This is a genomic window from Polymorphospora sp. NPDC051019 (assembly GCF_040683055.1).
Lineage (GTDB): Bacteria > Actinomycetota > Actinomycetes > Mycobacteriales > Micromonosporaceae > Polymorphospora > Polymorphospora lycopeni.
Map to the genome: position 1 here is coordinate 59,389 of NZ_JBFBCH010000001.1, position 18,853 is coordinate 78,241.

An 18,853-nucleotide genomic window follows, 5' to 3' on the forward strand; every position below is an offset into this window, starting at 1 on the left:
GTCGGGACGGCCGGATTCGAACCGACGACCCCTGGACCCCGGATCGCAGCCCGTGACCGGCGTCGGTCCCGGCGGCAAGGACCTCCTTGCCGCCGGGCGGTCCAGGCGGCCGGCCGGGGGCGGGTACCGCTGTCGCGGTTCACAGCGAATTCGGCGTATCCACAGCGAATTGGCTGTGGACCGAAACAGCAACACCGCCCGGACGGCCCCGCGCCCGGGTTCGCCGGCCGTCGCGCCCTCGCCCACGGCCGTCGTGATCGTCTGCGGTTCAGGCGCTCCCGGAGCGGCGTGTCGGGTGCCTGAACCGCAGACGATCGAGAACGGACCGGTAGACCCGCGCGCGTCAGCGCAGGCTGGAGCCGATGCTGATGCCGCCGTCGACATCGAGGACCACGCCGGTGACGAACGCCGCCTCCTCCGCGCACAGGTACGCGGCCGCCGCCGCGATCTCCGCCGGTCGGCCGATCCGCCGGGCCGGCACCCGGCCGGCGAGTTTGTCGCGGGCGCGGGCGTCCATCGCGGCGAGCATCGGCGTGTCGATCAGCCCGGGGGCGATGACGTTGGAGGTGACGCCGTGACCGGCGCCCTCCAGCGCGATCGTACGGGCCAGGCCGACCACGCCGGCCTTGGCGGCGGCGTAGTTCACCTGGCCGAAGTTGCCGCGCCAGGACATCGACGACAGGGACAGGATGCGGCCGTACCCGCGCTGTTTCATGTGGCCGAAGACGGCCCGGCCGCAGTGGAAGGCGCCGCGCAGGTTGACGTCGACCACGGTCGTCCAGTCGTCGTCGGTCATGAACTCCAGTCGGCTGTCGCGGAACACCCCGGCGTTGTTGACCAGGACGTCGACCTGACCGAAGTCGTCCAGCGTGGACCCGAACCAGGTCCGGACCGCGGCGGCGTCGGTGACGTCGACCGCCGACGGCACGACGGTGGCGCCGGTGGAGTCGGCGATGGCGGCGGCGACCTCCTTGACCGTGCCGGCGTTGCGGTCGCCGAGCGCGAGGTCCGCGCCCTCGGCGGCCAGCCGTTCGGCGATCGCCCGGCCCAGGCCCTGGCCGGCGCCGGTCACCATGGCCACCCGGCCGGTGTAGCGGTTCATCGGCGTCCCTCTCCCGTTGCCCCGCCCAGGAACCGGTCCAGCGCGGCCGTCATGTCGGTGGCCGCCCAGTGCGCGCCGAACGCGTCCAGCTCGGCGGCCAGCGCCGGACCGGCCGGCAGGTCGCGTACGTCGTACAGCAGGTTCTTGAACCCGGTCTGGGCCGGGCCGGCGGCGCGGGCCAGCCGCCCGGCGGTGGCCGCGACCAGTTCGTCGAAGCGGTCCGCCGGTGCCACCGCGTGCACGAACCCGGAGGCGGTGAACGCCTCGGCCGGCAGCAGCCCGCCGGTGAGCGCCAGCCACCGGGCCAGCGGCTCGCCTACCCGGCGCGGCAGCCGGACGCTGGAACCGGCGGCCGGCAGCAGCCCGTTTCGGACGTGGCCGTCGCCGATCAGGGTGCCCTCACGGGCGACCACGACGTCGCAGACGAGCGCGAGTTCGAGGCCGCCGGCGACGACGTGCCCGTGTACGGCGGCGACGACCGGCTTGCCGACGCGTTCGATCCGGTCGAGGCAGGCGGACACCCGCCCGAGGAAGTCGAGCGGGTCGGCGCCGGTGGCCGCGACCGACCGCAGGTGGCGCAGGTCGGCACCGGCACAGAAACTGGTGCCGGTGCCGGCCAGCACGACGACGGCGGTGTCCGGGTCGGTGGCCGCGGCGGCGACCGCGGCGTCCAGCGCGGACAGCAGGGCGGGGTCGATGGCGTTGCGCCGCCGCGGCCGGTTGAGCCGCAGCCAGCGGACCTCGCCCCGCTGCTCGACCAGCACCGGCGCCCCCGGGTCGCCGGTGCCGCCCACCGGTGCCGGATCGCCGGTGCCGCCCACCTGACCCGGGTCGCCGGTGCCGGCCGCCGGCCGGTCCGCCGTGGTGAGGGTACGGTCGGCGGTCATCCGGCGTCCCCGGCGGCGGGCGCGGCGGCGGCGATGGCGGACGCGGCGGTGGGAGGCACGGCGGGCCGGGGTACGGCGCCGTCCGTGACCGGCGGGCCACCGGCGGGTCCCGCCGCGACGGCGTCGAGTTCGGCGCGGCGGCGGGCGCGCAGGACGAACCGCTGGATCTTGCCGCTCGGTGTCTTCGGCAGCGCGTCGACGAAGTGGACCGTGCGCGGGTGGGCGTGCGCGGCGAACCGGGTCTTCACCCACCGCTGGAGTTCCCCGGCCAGGTCGGCCGACGCCCGCGCCGGGGCGCGCAGGACGACGTACGACTCCAGCACCTCGCCACGGACCTGGTCGGGTACGGCGACGACGGCGCACTCGACCACCGCCGGGTGGGTGCACAGCACCGACTCGACGTCGAACGGGCCGATCCGGTAGCCGGCCATGATGATGACGTCGTCGTCGCGGGCCGAGAAGTGGAAGTAGCCGTCGTCGTCGACGCTGCCGGTGTCGCCGGTCAGGTACCAGCGGCCGTCGGCGGTGAACTTCTCCCCCGTCGCCGCGGCGAACCGCGGGTCGGTCCCGGCCGTCCCGGCGGTGCCGTCGGCCGGTACGCCGTACCCGGTGAACCAGGCCAGCGGGCTCGCGGCCCGGTCGATCGCGATCCGGCCGAGCACGCCCGGCGGGGCCACGTCGTCGCGGTCCGGCCACAGTACGGCGGCCGACCAGCCCGGCATCGGGTGTCCCATCGAGCCCGGTCGGGGCGGCCGGCGCAGCAGCGGATGGTGGTGGTTGTTGATCAGCATCCCGGCCTCGGTCTGGCCGTAGTGGTCGTACACCAGCACGCCGAGGGCGTCGCGCGCCCAGGTGTTGACGTCCGGGGTCAGCGGCTCGCCGGCGCTGGACGCGCAGCGCAGCCGCAGCCCGTCCGGGACCGGCAGGTCCGCCGCCCGCAGCGCCCGGTAGACCGTCGGCGCGGCGGTCAGGTTGGTGACCCCGAACCGGTCCAGCACCTGCCAGGTCGCCGCCGGCGAGAACCCGCCGCGCAGCAGCACGCTGGGCACGCCGAGGGTGAACGAGCCGAGGATGCCGAAGTACAGGCCGTACGCCCAGCCGGGGTCGGCCGCGCACCAGTAGACGTCGCCGGGGCGGACGTCGAGCCCGAACTCGGCGTACGCCCGGAAGCCGGCCAGGGCCACCGTCGGCACCACGACGCTCTTCGGCCGGCCGGTGGTGCCCGACGTGTAGATGTGGATGATCGGCGCGGCGCCGCCGAGCGCGGCGGCCGGCCGGCCGGGGCGCTTCGCGGCGAGCAGGTCGGCGAAGTCGAGGTCGGGTGCGGCGGCCCCGCCGACGACGACGGTGCGCCACGGCGGGTCGGCCGGTACGCCGTCGCCGGGGGCGAGCTTGGTCCGCTGGTCGGCGTCGCAGACCAGCACCTTCGCCCGGCTGTCGGCGAGCCGGTCGAGGATCGCCGGGGCGGCGAAGGCGGTGAACAGCGGCACGTGCACCGCGCCGAGCCGCCAGATGCCGAGCAGCGTCACCAGGTATTCGACGCTCTTGCCGAGCAGGGTGGCGACCCGGTCGCCGGGGCCGACGCCGAGGCCGGCCAGGGCGGCGGCGCACCGCTCGGAGCGCTCGCGCAGCTCGCCGTAGGTGAGCACGGTGTGGGACAGGTCGGGCTCGACGACGGTGTACGCGACCGCGTCGGCGGGATGGTCGTCGCAGAGCAGCGCGGCGACGCTGGCGCCCGGGTCGCCGTACCGGGCCAGCAGGTCGTGGACGTGGGCGGTCAACCGGTCCGGGGTGGCTGTCATCGGACTTCCTCTCGGTCGCAGTTCCAGGGTTCGGGTCAGGCGGTCCAGCGGCGGGCGAACGTCTCGACGCCGTCGACGGTGACCCGGCCGGTCGCGTCGGCCGAGTCGGCGGTGACGTGCACCCCGACCTCGACGACGACGGTCTCGCCGGTGCTCATCCGGGCGGTCGCGGTCGACGTCGCCCGGACCTGGGCCGTCGCCGGGTGGTCCCGCTGGGCGCTGGCGGCGATCGTGCTGCACACCTCCAGGACGTGCTGGCGCTGCGGGGCGTACGCGGCGACGTCCTCGCCGACGGTGACGGTGACGCCGTCGCGGATGAGGTCGCGGGTGACGTCCCAGCGCGGGGTGCCGCGCAGGTGCAGGGACGCGGTGCCGGCCGGCGGCGGCCCGGGTACCGGCGGGGTCACCGGCGTGCCCTCGGTCTCCGACACCACCGGCAGCGCCAGCGTGAGCCGGGTGAGCCGGGTCCGCGTCGGGGCGCCCGGCCAGTGCCGGGGGAAGTCGGTCCCGCCGACCACGACCCGCAGCCGGTGCCCGGCCGGCAGCCGGTACGCGGTCGGCACCAGGACGACCCGGACCGGTCCGCCGGCCGGTGCCGGGCCGGCGTCACCGGCCGGACCGGGTGGGGTACCGGCGCGGCCGGCGGTGATCAGCGTGGACCGGCCGTCGGGGTCGACGTCGGTCAGCTTCACCACCAGGTCGCCGGCGGCGCCGGCGACCTCGACGGTGACCACCGGCCGGCCGGCGACCAGCACCGGGGCGGTGAGCGGGTCACCGGTGAAGGCGAGGGCGCGCAGGTCGTCGTCGTGCTGGTCCAGCGGCAGGCCGAAGCCGGTGGTCGGGACGCCCCACAGCCCGCTGAGCGCCCCGACGGTCGGATCGGGCCGGACCGTGCCGAGGACCGGGGCGCCGGGGTCGTGGCCGGTGTCGGTGGCCGGGCCGAGGCCGCCGCCGGGGGTGCCGGCCAGGGCCAGTTCCTTCGCCGGCGGCGGCCACGACTCGTACGCCCGCCACGCCGACCGCCCGGCGGGGCCGTCGGTGACAGAGCTGTCGGTGGCAGGGTCGTGGGCCGCCGGATCCGGCCGGCCCTGCACGAAGACGGTCGCCGCCGGTTCGTCACCGGTCCCCGCGTCGACGCCGCGCAGCCACCGGTCCCACCAGCGCAGCGCCAGCGTGTGGAAGTCGACCGGTTCGAACGGCGACTCGTGCGGCGGGGTGTGCATCCACGGGCCGGCCAGCAGCTTCTTCGGGCCCGGCAACTGTTCGAAGGCGCGGATCGAGCCGTCGCAGAACAGGTCGCGCCAGCCGGCGACGCAGAACGCCGGCACCTCGACCCCCGCCGGGTCGACCGCCCGCTCCCGCCACACCGGGTCGCCGGGTCCGTGCCGGTGCAGGTCCAGCAGGTAGGGCTCGGCGTGTTCCAGCCGGCGCCGCCAGCGCCGCTGCTCGTCGACGGTGTCGTGGCCGTGCAGCGGCGGCAGCAACTGGCTGAGCAGGGTGCTCAGGCCCCACATGCCGAGCGAGCCGAGGCAGCCGCGGGCGCCGTGCGGGTGGACGAAGTCGTACTCGGGGTCGATCATCCCGAGCACCGGGATGATCGCCTTCAGCGCCGGGGGGCGGCGGGCCGCCGTACGCAGCGACATCACCGCGCCGTACGAGACGCCCCACATGCCGACCGTGCCGTCGCACCAGGGCTGGGCGGCGGCCCACCCGACGGCGCGTACACCGTCGTCGGCCTCGGCCGGGTCGAAGGGTGGGCGGGGCTCGCCGTCGGAGGAGCCGGTGCCGCGGAAGTCGACGAGCAGGCTGGCGTAGCCGCGCTCGGCGAACCAGTGGTAGGAGGCCCAGCCGCCGATGCCGCCGAGCCCGTCCTTGCGGTACGGCAGCACCGAGACCAGGGCGGGGACCGGACCGGCGCCGTCGGGCAGGAACAGGTCTCCGGCGAGGGTCACCGCCGGGTCGTCGGTCGGGATGCGTACGTCGCGTACGACCCGTACGCCGTAGCGGGCGGACGGCTCACGGTCGCTGTCGGTCATGGTCATTCGCTCCGTCCGGTGCCTGGCTTGTCGAGGGAGGTGCCGTCCGCCGGGCCGGTCCGGGCGCCGGTGAGGGTGGGTACGGCGGCGAACAGCCGCCCGGCGTACGGGTGGGTGGGCCGGTCGATGACGGCGGCGGCCGGCCCGGACTCGACGACCCGGCCGAGATACATCACGGCGACCCGGTCGGCCAGGTAGCGCACCGCCTGGATGTCGTGCGAGACGAGCAGGATGCCGAGCCCGTGGTCGCGTCGCAGGTCGGCGAGGAGGTCGAGGAGTTGGGCGCGCAGCGACACGTCGAGCGCGGAGGTCGGTTCGTCGGCGAGCAGGAACGCCGGTCCGAGGGCGAGCGCGCGGGCGACCGCGACCCGCTGCCGCTGCCCACCGGAGATCTCGGCGGGCCGCCGGTCGAGGACGGTACGGGGCAGTTGCACGGTGTCGAGCAGTTCACCGACCCGTCGCCGCCGGTCGGTGTGGTCGCCGCGGCGCTGGATCCGCAGCGGGTCCTCGATGATCGCGCCGACGGTCAGTCGCGGGTTCATCGACGACGCCGGGTCCTGGAAGACCAGCCCGACGGTCCGGGCGAGCAGCGCGCGGCGCTGCCGGGCCGGCATGGTCCACAGCCGCTGCCCGGCGAGGGTGACGTCGCCGGTGGTGGGCCGGTGCAGCCCGGCGAGCACCTTCGTCAGGGTGGTCTTGCCGGAGCCGGACTCGCCGACGACGCCGAGCACCTCGCCGGGGCGTACCCGCAGGTGGACGTCGCGCAGGGCGGTGACCCGGCCGCCCCGGCCGCGGAACTCGACACCGACCCCGTCGACGCCGAGCGGGCCGGCGACCGGGGTGCCGGTGGCGTTCACCGGGCCTCACCTCCGCTGGTCACGGCGACCGGTCGCGGGCCGGCCGGCAGCCCAGCCGGGTGGTGGCAGGCGAAGCCCCGCTCGCCGTCGCCGGCCCATCCCGGTGCGGTGTCCCGGCAGCGGGCGGTCGCGTACGGGCACCGGCCGCTGAACCGGCAGCCGGCCGGCCAGCGCCCGGGCTGCGGTACGGCGCCGCCGAGCGGCCGGTCGGCGCGGACGCCGCGTTCCAGGCTGGTGATGGCGGTGGTGAGCGCCGCGAGGTAGCGGTGCCGGGGGTCGGCGAGCACCGGGGCGACCGGGCCGACCTCGACGACCTCGCCGGCGTACATGACGTTGACCCGGCTGGTGAGCTGGGCGACGAACGCCAGGTCGTGCGAGACGAGCAGCATCGACAGGCCACGGCCGGCGGTCAGTTCGCGCAGCAGGCCGGCGATCTCGGCCTGGAGGGTGACGTCGAGGGCGGTGGTCGGTTCGTCGGCGAGCAGCAGGGCCGGGTCGCCGGCGAGGGCCATGGCGATCAGCACCCGTTGCCGCTGGCCGCCGGAGAGCTGGTGCGGGTAGGCCGGCAGCGTCCGGGCCGGGTCGAGGTGGACTCTCCTCAGCAGGTCGGCGGGGCGGTGCCGGCCGCTGCGCCGGCAGACCTGGCGGAGCTGGGTGCCGACCCGCATGGCGGGGTTGAGCGCCGACAGCGCGTCCTGGTAGACCATCGCGAGGCCGGTGCCGAGCAGCCTGCGGCGTTCCCGGGCCGGCATCGTGATCAGTTCCCGGCCGGCGAAGCGGATCGAGCCGGTGACCGTCGCGCCGGGCGGGAGCAGCCCCATGACGGCGAGCGTGGTCAGCGACTTGCCGGAGCCGGACTCGCCGACCAGGCCGACGCTCTCGCCCTGGTGGACGTCGAAGGAGACGCCGGACAGCACCTCGGCGCCGCCGTTCACGGCCGGGAAGCGGATGCCGAGGTCGCGTACGGCCAGTAGCGGCTCGCCGCGGCGGGCCGGTACGGCGGCCCGCGGTCCGGCCGGGGCCGCCGGCCCGGCACCCCCGGGTGTGGACGGACGGCGGGACCGGGCCGGTGCGCCGCCCGGTCCGGCGGCGACCGCGCCGCCGGCGCGGGCCGCCTCCCCCGGCGCGGCGGTGCCGAGCGCGGCGGCCAGGCCGTCGGCCAGCACCGACAGGGCGAGTACGGCGACCAGGGTGGCCAGGCCGGCGAAGGTGGTCACCCACCAACCGCCGGAGGCCATCAGGTCACGGCCGTCGTTGACGACGTTGCCCCAGGACGGGGTCGGTGGCTGCACGCTGAGGCCGAGGAACGACAGCGACGCCTCGGTGAGCACGGCGGTGCCGGCCAGCGAGCTGGTGAAGACCAGGACCGGGCCGGCGACGTTGCGGGCGACGTGGTGGGCGAGCAGCCAGGCCGGGCCGGCGCCCATGAAGCGCCCGACGAGGACGTAGTCCTTGCCGTACTCGGCGACGACGGCGGCCCGGACGACCCGGGCGACGGCCGGGGCGAACAGCAGGCCGAGGACGACGACGGTGGTGGGCAGGCCCGGGCTGAGCAGGGCGGCCAGTGCCACGGCGAGCACGATGCCGGGGAAGGTGACCAGCAGGTCGAGCAGCCATTCCAGGACCCGGCGCAGCGGTCCGGGGGCGAGCGCGGCGGCGGCGCCGACGAGCGTGCCGGCGGCGAGCGCGAGCAGCGGGGTGACCAGGCCGGCGACGACCGAGACCCGGGTGCCGTGGATGATCCGGGAGAGCACGTCGCGGCCGTACACGTCGGTGCCGAACCAGTGCGCGGCGTCCGGCGGGGCGGCCAGCGGGCCGACCAGGTTGCGGGTCGCCGGGTACGGGGCGACCGCCGGTCCGAGGACCGCGAGCAGCACCAGGCCGGCGACGACGAACGCGGCGACCCGGGCACCGGTCGGCAGCCGCCGCCAGAGGCCGGTGGTCGGGGCGGCGAGCAGCCGCCGCATGCGGCCGGACAGCTTGCGGGCGGAGAGTGGCGTCATGTCCGGGTCCTCGGGTCGATGAGCATCGCGACGACGTCGGTGCACAGGTTGACGGCCAGGAAGACGGCGATGGTGACCAGCGCGACGATCCGGGTGACCGCGAAGTCGCCGTCGATCGCGGCGTTGACCAGGAGCTGGCCCATGCCGGGCAGGGCGTAGACGACCTCGACCAGCACGGCGCCGGCGAGCAGGTAGCCGACGTAGAGGCCGAAGACGGTCAGCGGGGTGACCAGGGCGTTGGGCAGCAGGTTGCGCCACAGCACCCGGGTGCGGGACAGGCCGGCGCCCAGTGCGGTGCGTACGTAGTCCTGGTCGAGCTGGTCGGCGACGGAGGCGCGGACCACCCGGACCAGGATGCCGGCGACGCCGAGGGCGAGGGTGACGGCCGGCAGCAGCAGGGTCGACAGCCACGGCCACAGGCCGGCGCTGACCGGCTGGTAGCCACCGGCGGGCAGCCAGCGCAGGTCGATCGCGAACGTGTCGATGGCGAGCAGGCCGACCCAGAACACCGGGGCGGCGAGCCCGACGGCGGACGCGGCGGTGATCAGCCGGTCCGGCCAGCGGCCCCGGTACACCGCGGCGGTGATCCCGAGCCCGAGGGCGAGTACGGCGGTGACGGCGGCGGCCACCAGGGTCAGCGACGCGGTCACCGGGAACGCCTGGGCGACCAGGTCGCCGATCGGCTGGCCGCTGCGGGCGGAGGTGCCGAGGTCGCCGGCGGACAGGTCGCGGACGAAGTCGACGTACCGCTGCGGCAGCGACCGGTCGAGCCCGTACTCGTGGCGCAGCCTGGTCAGGTCCTCGTCGGACAGGCCGGCGGCCTGGAAGCCGAACCGGGCCAGGACGGGGTCGCCGGGGGCCAGGTCGACCAGGGCGAAGAGCAGGACGGATGCGCCGACCAGCAGCAGGGCGCCGGAGGCGGCCCGCCGGGCGACGGCGGTCAGCGCGCGTGCCGTGCCGCTCATGCCCGCCATGCCCGGCGCAGGTCGAGGTGTTCCCAGCGCTGGGCGCCCAGGCCGGCGACCGCCCCGGTGTCGACCACGTTGGGCACCGACAGGAAGTGCATCGGGTACGTCGGCACCTCGTCGGCGAGCAGTTGCTGGAGTTGGGCGTAGCGGGCCGGGGCCTGGTCGGCGGGCAGGGCCGCGGCGGTGTCGAGCAGTTCGGCGAAGCGGTCGGCGGCCGGGCCGGACCAGCGCAGGAACTTGTCGCGGAAGGCGCCGGGGGCGTAGAAGGAGCTGAGCGCGCCGGGTACGTCGAAGGACTGGCCGACCGGGTTGCCGCTGCTGATCACCGCGTCGAAGTCGCCGCCGCCGAGGATCTTGCCGGCGAGCGTGGTGCCGGCCTCGATGCGCAGGTCGACGTCGAGGCCGAGGTCCTGCCAGTTCTGCCGGATGACGGTGGCGGTCTGCTGCATGTAGCCGGTCTGCTGCGCCTGCAACACCACCTTCAGCCCGGCGGGTACGCCGGCGGCGGCCAGCAGCGAGCGGGCGGTGTCGGGGTCGCGGTCGAAGACGGCGGTGGGGCGGGCGTGGTCGGGGTGCCAGTCGGGCAGCACCGAGGTGGCGAAGGCGGCGTTGCCGGCGTACGCGATCCGCGTGATCGAGTCGTGGTCGATCGCGTAGTGCAGGGCCTGCCGGACCCGGGGGTCGGTGAACGGGGCCTTGGCGCAGTTGAAGGTGAGGAAGACCGCGGCCGGGGTGGGTGCCATGACCACCTCGAAGCCGCTGCCGCGCAGCAGTTCGAGGTCCCGGAACGGCGGGCTCTGGGCGACGTCGACCTGCCGGGCCCGCAGCGCGGAGGCGCGGGCGGTGTCGTCGACCAGGACCCGCCAGCTGATCGTGTCGAACCAGCCGCCGCTGGGGCCGGTGTAGCCGGCGAAGCGGCGCAGTTCGACGCTCTGGTTCTCGCGGTAGCTGACGAACTCGTACGGCCCGCTGCCGACCGGCCGGGTGCCGAACTCGGCCCCCTGGGCCTCGACCAGCGCCTTCGGCACGATGCCGAGGGCGGGCAGGGCGAGCCGGCGGGCGAAGACGTCGGCGTTGACCGGGTGGGCGGTGGTGATCTCGATGGTGTCGGCGGCGACGACGCGGACGCCGGTGACGAAGCCGAGCAGTTGGCTGTAGAAGGAGACCTGGCCGTCGGGTGGGGCCGCCACCCGCTGGACGGAGAAGGCGACGTCGTCGGCGGTCATCGCGGTGCCGTCGTGGAATCCGGTGGTCCGGAAGGTGACCTGCCAGGTCGTCGGCGTGGTCCGGGCGGGTGGGCCGGTGGCGAGGACCGGCCGGACGGCCAGTTCGGGCGAGGTCTCGTCGACCTCGTAGAGCGAGTCGAAGAGGTGCCGGGTGACGCCGATGGCGTCGGAGGCGTTCTGCGGGTCGAAGGTGGTGAAGGGGGCGAGCCCGCCGACGACGGCGGCGCCGCCGGTGCGGGGGGTGCCGGTCGCCGGCCCGCCGGTGCCGCCGGCACCGGGTCCGGTGCAGCCGGTGAGCAGGGCGCCGGACGCGGCGGCGCCCAGATAGAGCAGGCGCCGCCGGGACAGGCCCGGAAGGTACGGCGCGGGGGTTATGTGAAGACGCTGTTGGGTCATGGCGACCTCCATCCCGAGAGGTAGTTCGCGGGATCGACCTCGACGGAACTACTACGATCGAAGGACTTCGAGCGTGTCGTGGAGGTTACGCCGGAGTTACTCAGACCGTCAAGAGTCCAGGCCGACGCCGGATGATCAGGGCAATTCACCTGAAAATCGGGCGGTTAGCTGCGAAGACCGCTCCCGCACGTCCGTCCGGAGACGTACGTCGGACGGGCTAACGCCGCCGGCCGGGATCGTCGAAGCGTCGAGTAGAGTGACTGTCGAAGAACTTCGACGGGCGAGCGCTTCGACAGGCGGCGGCCTCGTGACCCGACAGCTTCGACGGACGACGGCTTCGAAGAGACGAGGAGACCGGCTTGGCGGCGAGCACGATCTACGACGTGGCCCGGCGGGCGGGCGTGAGCATCTCCACCGTCTCGCTCGCCTTCAACAACCCGGTACGGGTCACCCAGTCCACATTGGACCGGGTGCTCGCCGCCGCCGACGAGTTGTCGTACCTGCCCAAGACGGAGGCGGTCACCCGGGCCCGGCGCGGGGTCGGCCGGATCGGGGTGATGGCCCCGTTCACGTCGTACCCGTCGTTCGCCCGGCGGCTCAACGGCGTCCTGCGCGCCACCCGCGACCTGCCCTGGGAGATCGTCGTCTACGACCAGGGCTCGGCGGCGGCCACCTCACCGACGCTGTCCACCATCCCGCTGACCCGCCGCCTCGACGGGCTGGTCATCATGTCGCTGCCGGTCGACCCCAAGGTCGCGCACCGGCTGGTCGAGCAGAAGCTGCCCACCGTGCTGGTCGACCTCGAACATCCCAGCTTCAGCAGCGTCGCCATCGCCGACGCCGAGGGCGGCCGGATCGTCGCCGAGCACCTGCACGCCCGCGGCCACACCCGGCTCGGCTGCGTCACCGAACGCAAGAAGGGCCAACGGGCCACCCTGCCGCAGGAGGCCCGGCTCGACACGTTCCGCAGCACCCTCGCCGGGTTCGGCACCCCACTGCCGGACAGTCTGGTCCGCCGGGTCGACTACGGCGTGGAGCCGGCCCGCCGGGCCGCGCACGAACTCCTCGACCTGCCGGAGCCGCCGACGGCGATCTTCGCCCACGACGACCTGATCGCCGTCGGGGTGCTCAAGGCGGCCCGGGAACGTGACCTCCGGGTGCCCGGCGACCTCGCCGTCGTCGGCTTCGACGACAGCGACGTCGCCGAGCCGCTCGGCCTGACCACGGTCCGGCAGCCGCTGGAGGAGAGCGGAACGATCGCCGTCCAGACGCTGCTCGACCAACTGTCCGATCCCGACCGCAGCATGCGGCACATCGTGCTGCGCCTCACGCTCGTCGAGCGCGACACGACGTGAGCCGGCGGCCGGCGGTCGCGGGCGGGCAGTTCCGCACGTTCGCGGGCGGCTGCCCGCGCGGTCGCGGGACCGGCGGCCCCCTGCGGTCACGGGACCGGCGGCCCCGCGCGGGAACGTACCGCTCCCGCGCGGGGGGTGCCCGGGCCGGTCAGCCCAGTCCGTAGCCGCCGTCGACCGCGAGCACCTGGCCGGTCAGGTAGCCGCAGGCGTCGCCGGCGAGGAAGAGGAACGCCGCCGCCAGTTCGTCGGCCCGGCCGAACCGGGCCACCGGCGTGCGGCCCACGACCTGCTCGCGCAGGCGCTGCGAGGTGTGGAACGCGGCACCGAGCCCGGTGTCGAAGAAGCCCGGCGCGACCGCGTTGACCAGGATGCCGTCACCGGCCCAGTCGGCGGCCAACGCCCGGGTCAGCCCCTCCAGGCCGGCCTTCGACGCCGCGTACGCGCTCAGCCCGCGCCGCGGGGTGGCCGCCATGACCGAGGTGGTGAACACCAGCCGGCCGTGGCCGGAGCGGGCCAGGTGCGGGTACGCCGCCCGCGCCGTGACGAACCCGCCGGTCAGGTTGACCGCCAGCACGTCGTGCCACGCCTCGATCGGCAGGTGGTGCGCCCGGCGGGCGACCGGCGAGATGCCGGCGTTGACGACGACCGAGTCGATCCGTCCGAAGTGGCCGGCCACGGCGTCGACCGCCCCGGCCAGCGAGTCCGGTTCGCCGACGTCGCACGCGGCGGCGAAGACGTCGGCGCCGTCGGCGGTGAGCGTGCCGGCCAGGTCGTCGAGCGCGTCGCGGCTGCGGGCCAGCAGGCCGACCCGGGCCCCGTGGTCGGCGAAGACCCGGGCGAGGTCGCGGCCGACGCCCCGGCTGGCGCCGGTCACCACCACCACCCGGTCGGCGACCGCCCCGGCGGGCGGGGCGACGACCGGCTGGCCGGTGCCGGCGGTCACCGCGCGCCGCCGTCGGTCGCACGGCCGGGCAGGGACCGGGCCCGTTCCTCCAGCGCGGTCAGGGTGTCGGCCGTCAGCGGCCGCTGGAACAGGTCGATGTTGGCCTTCAGGAACGGCGGTGGCCAGTCCCACCAGCGCAGCGCGACCAGCCGTCCGGCCAGGTCGTCGGGGAACCGGGCGCGCAGCCGGCGGGCCGGCACCCCGGCCACGATCTCGTAGTCGGCGACGTCGCGGGTGACGACCGCGCCGGCCGCGACGATCGCGCCGTGCCCGATGCGTACGCCGGCGCGTACCACCGCGCCCGCGCCGATCCAGGCGTCGGCGCCGACCTCGGTGCCCGGAACCTCGGGCCACTCCCCGGTGCAGAAGCCGAACTCGGCGTTGACCGGGAAGACGTGGCTGGTCGGCAGCTCCGGCCAGTGCGGCAGGGCGCCGACGGTCACCTTCTCGGCGATGCCGGCGTACGGGCCGACCCGGACCTTGAACAGCGAGGTGAACGGGCCGACGATCGCGTACCGGGCGACGTGGCTGTGCCGTAGCAGGGCGTGCTCCATCACCAGGCCGTTGCGCTCCACGGTGGACTCGTCGAGCTTGACCTGGTTGAGGCTGATGGTGGCGCCCCGGGCGCGGGCGCGCAGCACGCCGAGGATGTTGCGCGGCGCGAACGGGCGCGGCCACCGGTTGATCGTGCGGGGCATCCGGCCGGACAGGTCGTGGGCGACCGGCGGGGCGGGCGGCGGCTGGGTGGCGCCCTGTTCGGCGCCGAGGGCGGACGTGGTCACTGGCTCACCTCACACAGTTCGAACGGAGGACCGCCGGGTCGGCGGCCCAGTCGAGGGCGACGCCGCCCCAGGTCATCCCGCCGCCGAAGGCGACCATGAGCAGCTTGGCGGCGGCGCCGAGCCGTCCGGCGCGTACCGCGTCGTCGAGGGTGACCGGGACGGAGGCCGCGCCGGTGTTGCCGTACCGCTCGACGGTGCGGTGCAGCACCCCGGGCCGCAGTCCGAGTTCGCGCGACCAGTCGGTGAGCATCATGCCGTTGGCCTGGTGGGCGGCGATCAGGTCGACCTGGTCGAGTTCGAGCGAGGCCGCCTTGAGCAGCTGGCCGACCAGGGCCGGGAAGACCTGGTTGGCCAGTCGCCGGACGTCGCCGCCGCGCATCGCGAAGTAGTGGTCGCCGGCCTCGACCGTCTGCGCGCTCGCCGGCCGGCGGCTGCCCCCGGCCGGGATCTGGACCAGGTCGGCCAGGGTGCCGTCGGTGCCCAGCGTGGTCGCCCGGATCCCGCTCCCGCCGCTGGTGTCCCGGCCGAGGACGACCGCGCCGGCCCCGTCACCGAAGAGCACCGCGGTACGCCGGTCGGTGTAGTCCAGCACCCGCGAGTAGGTGTCGGCGCCGACCACCAGCGCGGTCCGGGCCCAGCCCTCGCTGTTCAGCATCGAGTGGGCGACGACGAGGGCGTACACGAAGCCGCTGCACACCGCGTCGACGTCGAACGCCACCGCCTGGCGGGCGCCGAGGTTGGCCTGCACGGTGCTGGCGGTGGCCGGCATCGGCCGGTCCGGTGTGGAGGTGGCCAGCACGATCAGGTCGAGGTCGGCCGGGTCGAGCCGGGCGGTCCGCAGCGCCCGCCGGGCCGCCCGGGTGGCCAGGTCGGAGGTGGCCTCGTCGTCGGCGGCCACCCGGCGTTCCCGGATGCCGGTCTTGTCCACTATCCAGTTCTCCGGTACGCCGACCCGGCGGGCCAGTTCCTCGCTGCCGAGGACGCGCCGGGGCAGGTACGATCCGGTTCCGATCACGGTCGAGGTCGACATGGGGTCTCCTTGCGGTCGGGCCGTCGGGCCGGGCGGACGCGCGGGGTCAGTCATCGGCGCGGAACGCCGGTCGGCGCCGCTCGCGGAAGGCGCGCAGTCCCTCGGACACGTCGTCGGAGCCGAGGTGGCGCAGGAAGAGGCGGCGTTCCCAGGACATCGCGTCCGGCCGGGGCTCGTGGTCGGCGGTCCAGACCATCTTCTTGACCACGGCGAGCGCGTCCGCGCTGTGGCCGGCCAGCCGGTCGACCAGGGCGTCCACCCGCGACTCCAGGTGGGCCGGTGGCACCGCGACGCTGACCAGCCCCCAGTCGGCCGCCTCCCGCCCGGTGAGCAGGTCGGCGGTGAGCAGCAGGTAGTTGCCGCGGGCCTTGGGCAGGGTCCGGGCCAGCCGTACCGAGCCGCCGGCGGCGGGGGCCAGCCCGTATTCCAGGTGGCGGTCGCCGATCCGGGCGTCGGTGGCGGCGACGGAGATGTCGCAGGCGAGCAGGATCTCGCAGCCGCCGGCGACGGCGTGCCCCTCGACGACCGCGACCGAGACGAACCGGGCGGTCTCCAGCCGGCGCAGCACGAGGGCGAGCCGCACCATGAAGGTCTCGACCCGGTGCGGGTCGACGCTCATCTCCTCCAGGACGCGCAGGTCGGCGCCGGCACAGAAGGTGCCGGCGGCGCCGCGCAGCACCAGGGCCCGGGCGCCGGTCGCGTCGGCGAGGTCGATGGCGCGTTCGAGTCCTTCGATCACGGCGAGGTCGATGGCGTTGCGGCGGGCCGGACGGTTGATCGTCGCCCGGACCACGTACGGCTCGACGGCCGTCAGGACCGCCGGCGCCGGGTCCGCGCCGGGGGCCGGGGTGGGTGGGGGCGGGGCGTCCGGTCCGGCTGCGGTACGGGTCGCGACCGACCCGGCTACGCGGGAAACTGACATGCAACAGCCCCTTCCAATTGATCGAGGAATTCCATCGATCGTGGATTCGATCGACCGGACTCAACCTATGACCGTTACCCCGGGTCGGGAAGGAGCCGTGCGACGAATTGTCATTCCATCGGCAGACGGAATGCCGGCTACCGCATTCCGACCATCGGAGAAAAACGACCGGCCGCGAACATTCCAGAAACGTTCAGGCCACCGCGCCGAAACGAACTGTTCACACCAGCCCGTTGCGGTGGGCGAACGCCGCCAATTGGGTGCGGTCGCGCAGCTTGAGCTTGGTCAGCACCCGCGAGACGTGGGTCTTGACCGTGGCCCGGCCGAGCAGCAACTCGGTGGCGATCTCGGCGTTGGAGCGGCCGAGCGCGATCAGCCGGATCACGCCGCGCTCGCGCGGGGTCAGGCCGGCCACCTGCGGGTCGCGGCGGGACGTGTCGGCCGCGGCGACCCGCCGGTAGGCGGCCAGCAGGTGGCGGGCGGCCCGCGGCGACCACCAGGCGTCCCCCGCCGCCACGGCCTTGACCCCGGCCATCAGCAGTGCGGTCTCGTCGTCCTCCAGCAGGTAGCCGCGGACCCCGGCGCGGGCGGCCCGGTCGACGTCGGCGTCGTCGGCCGTGTCGGCGAGCATCACCACGCCGGGACCGTCGCCGCGCACGAGGTCGGCGGCGACGGCGATGCCGTCGCGGTCGCGCAGTTGCAGGTCGACCAGGATGACGTCGACGCCGGCCGGGACCGGCCGGCCGGCGTCGTGACCGGCCGTCAGCACGAAGTCGGGAGCCGCCTCGAACAGCGCACGGATGGCGTCCCGGATGATCGGCCGGTCGACCAGCAGCAGCAGCCGGATCGTGCCGGTCGCACCCGGGGGCCCCGTCGGATTCGAGCCGGGATCCACGCGGATGCCGCGGGTTTCCTCGACCACTTTCACATTCCACAACCTTTTCGGGGTGTCGCGATCTCCGGAAGATCGCCCTTTTCGGAGTGTCGTGGTGTGCCCGTAGTGTCCTGGTAGAAGCGCTTCCACCATAGCCCTTCGATTGGGGCCACGCCACCTCGCCCCAGCTCCAGAGCGGAGCCCCGGAACCTCATGTTCACAATTTGCTATCGGCGCTGGTCGAAACAGCGAACTGCTACCGTATTCGGCCGGCCCGGCACCGCAGCACCGTGTACCCGAGCGCGACGAGCCCGAGCAGGAGGGTCCCCACCGCCGTCAGCAACAGGGTCGACCGCGCGCCGACGAGCGCGGTCAGCGGCCCACCGGCCAGCACCCCGAGCGGCACCGCGACGACGGTCACCGCGCCGTTCGCGGCGAGCACGGGCGACAGCGACTCCGGTGGCGTGACGCGCTGGAAGAGTGCCATCGAGGTCGACAGGTACGGCCCCCAGGACAGCCCGGCCAGCGCGAAGCCGGCCAGTGCCACCGGCGGTGGGGCGCCGAGCCCGAGCGGGAGCAGGGTCAGCCCGAAGCAGACCACGATGCCGACCGTCAGCGGCCACAGCGGCCACCGGCGCAGGTAGCCGGTGACCAGCCCGCCGGCCACCGCGCCGGCGCCGAACGCGGTGTAGTGGGCGGCGAGGTCGCCGGCCGAGCCGCCCAGGTCCTGGCTGACGTGCAACGGCAGGGCGACCTGGATCGGGCCGTACAGCGCGAAGAAGCCGAACGACAGCAGCAGCAGCCCGAGCAGCCGGGGATCCGACCGGATGGTCCGCCAGCCGGACGCCCCGGCGGGGGCCGGCTCGGGGCGCGGCACCGCCGGCGCCTCCGGCACGCCGGCACCGACCGGCGCCGGGCTCGCCCGTCCGGCGGCGATCGCCCAGCGGTACGTCAACGCGAGCACCGCGAAGGTGAGCGCGTCGACGGCGAGTACGCCGACCGCGCCGATCCCGCCGATGAGCGCGGCACCGACCGGCGGCCCGAGCACGATGGCGAGTTCGGCGAGCGTGGTGAGGAGGGCGTTCGCGGCCAGGTGGTGCCGTGCCGGCAGCACCTGCGCGAGCAGCGTGTAGCGGCCGGCCGTACCCCACGAGTGCAGCAGGGCGGAGAGCGCGAGCAGCGCGACGAACACCCCGATGGTCAGCGCGCCGAGCAGGTGGGCGACCGGGATGGCGCCGAGTGCCCCGGCCCGCAGGACGGCGTCCCAGCCGGCGAGGCGCGCTCCCCCGTGCCGGCGCAGCCACCGGCCGAAGAGCACCGCCCCGGCGGCGGCCGGCAGTGTGTACGCGGCCACCGCGACCGCGACCCAGGTGCCCTGGCGGTCGGCGGGGGCCAGTTCGAGGGCCAGCCAGGGCACCGCGACGACGGCCATCCCGTCGCCGAGCGACGAGAGCGCGAAACCCGGCAGGATCCGGCGCAGGACCGGATGGGTGAACACCGGCCGGTAGGGGGAGCCGGAAGGGGACAATAAGATCGATAATCGTCTATTCATTGCTTTACTGGACAGGCCCGGGACCGGGCCTGTCAACACCACCGCCCCGCCGAGTCTCGCAGCGGTACGTGTCCAACCGGTTACACAGACCGGTCGGGTGGCGCGGGATCGCGCCACC

The 18,853-nt window shown here is 75.0% G+C and carries 15 protein-coding genes and 1 tRNA gene; 1 reads left to right on the forward strand and 15 read right to left on the reverse strand.

Annotation, left to right across the window (positions count from 1 at the left end):
* Window position 1: 1 nt before the first annotated feature.
* The 9 genes from AB0M79_RS00275 to AB0M79_RS00315 form a co-directional block, all read right to left on the reverse strand.
* A tRNA-Pro gene (locus AB0M79_RS00275) sits at window positions 2-71 on the reverse strand.
* Window positions 72-343: 272 nt separating this feature from the next.
* On the reverse strand, window positions 344-1,102 hold the full coding sequence (locus AB0M79_RS00280; RefSeq protein WP_364206211.1) for an SDR family NAD(P)-dependent oxidoreductase: 759 nt from the start codon (window positions 1,100-1,102) through the stop codon (window positions 344-346).
* On the reverse strand, window positions 1,099-1,989 hold the full coding sequence (locus tag AB0M79_RS00285; protein ID WP_364206214.1) for an enoyl-CoA hydratase/isomerase family protein: 891 nt from the start codon (window positions 1,987-1,989) through the stop codon (window positions 1,099-1,101). The genes AB0M79_RS00280 and AB0M79_RS00285 overlap by 4 nt, the downstream gene beginning before the upstream one ends.
* A complete protein-coding gene (locus AB0M79_RS00290; RefSeq protein WP_364206217.1) occupies window positions 1,986-3,791 on the reverse strand; it encodes an AMP-binding protein in 1,806 nt (601 codons plus the stop codon). The genes AB0M79_RS00285 and AB0M79_RS00290 overlap by 4 nt, the downstream gene beginning before the upstream one ends.
* A 35-nt stretch (window positions 3,792-3,826) precedes the next feature.
* Window positions 3,827-5,827 (reverse strand): CocE/NonD family hydrolase, encoded by a 2,001-nt coding sequence (locus AB0M79_RS00295; RefSeq protein ID WP_364206220.1) that lies wholly within the window; start codon window positions 5,825-5,827, stop codon window positions 3,827-3,829.
* Window positions 5,828-5,829: 2 nt separating this feature from the next.
* Complete coding sequence (locus tag AB0M79_RS00300; RefSeq protein WP_364206223.1) at window positions 5,830-6,684, reverse strand: ABC transporter ATP-binding protein; 855 nt, start codon at window positions 6,682-6,684, stop codon at window positions 5,830-5,832.
* The gene (locus AB0M79_RS00305; RefSeq protein ID WP_364206226.1) at window positions 6,681-8,687 is read right to left on the reverse strand and encodes a dipeptide/oligopeptide/nickel ABC transporter permease/ATP-binding protein; all 2,007 of its coding nucleotides are present in this window, start codon (window positions 8,685-8,687) and stop codon (window positions 6,681-6,683) included. Before AB0M79_RS00305 ends, AB0M79_RS00300 begins: the two co-directional genes overlap by 4 nt.
* Window positions 8,684-9,652 carry an ABC transporter permease gene (locus tag AB0M79_RS00310; RefSeq protein ID WP_364206229.1) on the reverse strand — a complete coding sequence of 323 codons (969 nt, stop codon included), beginning with the start codon at window positions 9,650-9,652 and terminating at the stop codon, window positions 8,684-8,686. The genes AB0M79_RS00305 and AB0M79_RS00310 overlap by 4 nt, the downstream gene beginning before the upstream one ends.
* Window positions 9,649-11,277, reverse strand: a complete 1,629-nt coding sequence (locus tag AB0M79_RS00315) for an ABC transporter substrate-binding protein (RefSeq protein ID WP_364206232.1) — start codon at window positions 11,275-11,277, stop codon at window positions 9,649-9,651. Before AB0M79_RS00315 ends, AB0M79_RS00310 begins: the two co-directional genes overlap by 4 nt.
* A gap of 359 nt (window positions 11,278-11,636) precedes the next feature.
* On the opposite strand from AB0M79_RS00315, the gene AB0M79_RS00320 reads away from it, so the two are divergent.
* Window positions 11,637-12,632: a LacI family DNA-binding transcriptional regulator gene (locus tag AB0M79_RS00320; RefSeq protein ID WP_364206235.1), complete on the forward strand. Its 996-nt coding sequence runs from the start codon at window positions 11,637-11,639 to the stop codon at window positions 12,630-12,632.
* A gap of 148 nt (window positions 12,633-12,780) precedes the next feature.
* On the opposite strand, the gene AB0M79_RS00325 is transcribed toward AB0M79_RS00320, so the two are convergent.
* From AB0M79_RS00325 to AB0M79_RS00350, 6 genes are all read right to left on the reverse strand, one after another.
* Window positions 12,781-13,575 (reverse strand): SDR family NAD(P)-dependent oxidoreductase, encoded by a 795-nt coding sequence (locus AB0M79_RS00325; protein WP_364206237.1) that lies wholly within the window; start codon window positions 13,573-13,575, stop codon window positions 12,781-12,783.
* Window positions 13,572-14,357 (reverse strand): CatB-related O-acetyltransferase, encoded by a 786-nt coding sequence (locus tag AB0M79_RS00330; RefSeq protein WP_364206240.1) that lies wholly within the window; start codon window positions 14,355-14,357, stop codon window positions 13,572-13,574. The genes AB0M79_RS00325 and AB0M79_RS00330 overlap by 4 nt, the downstream gene beginning before the upstream one ends.
* 4 nt (window positions 14,358-14,361) lie before the next feature.
* Window positions 14,362-15,387 (reverse strand): ketoacyl-ACP synthase III, encoded by a 1,026-nt coding sequence (locus tag AB0M79_RS00335; protein ID WP_364206243.1) that lies wholly within the window; start codon window positions 15,385-15,387, stop codon window positions 14,362-14,364.
* A 46-nt stretch (window positions 15,388-15,433) separates the two neighbouring features.
* Window positions 15,434-16,309: an enoyl-CoA hydratase/isomerase family protein gene (locus AB0M79_RS00340; RefSeq protein ID WP_364206246.1), complete on the reverse strand. Its 876-nt coding sequence runs from the start codon at window positions 16,307-16,309 to the stop codon at window positions 15,434-15,436.
* Window positions 16,310-16,529: 220 nt separating this feature from the next.
* Entirely contained in the window at window positions 16,530-17,237 is a 708-nt protein-coding gene (locus AB0M79_RS00345) for a response regulator transcription factor (RefSeq protein ID WP_364206248.1), read from the reverse strand.
* A gap of 202 nt (window positions 17,238-17,439) precedes the next feature.
* Window positions 17,440-18,681, reverse strand: coding sequence for an MFS transporter (locus tag AB0M79_RS00350; protein ID WP_364206251.1), 1,242 nt, complete (start codon window positions 18,679-18,681; stop codon window positions 17,440-17,442).
* Window positions 18,682-18,853 lie beyond the last annotated feature (172 nt).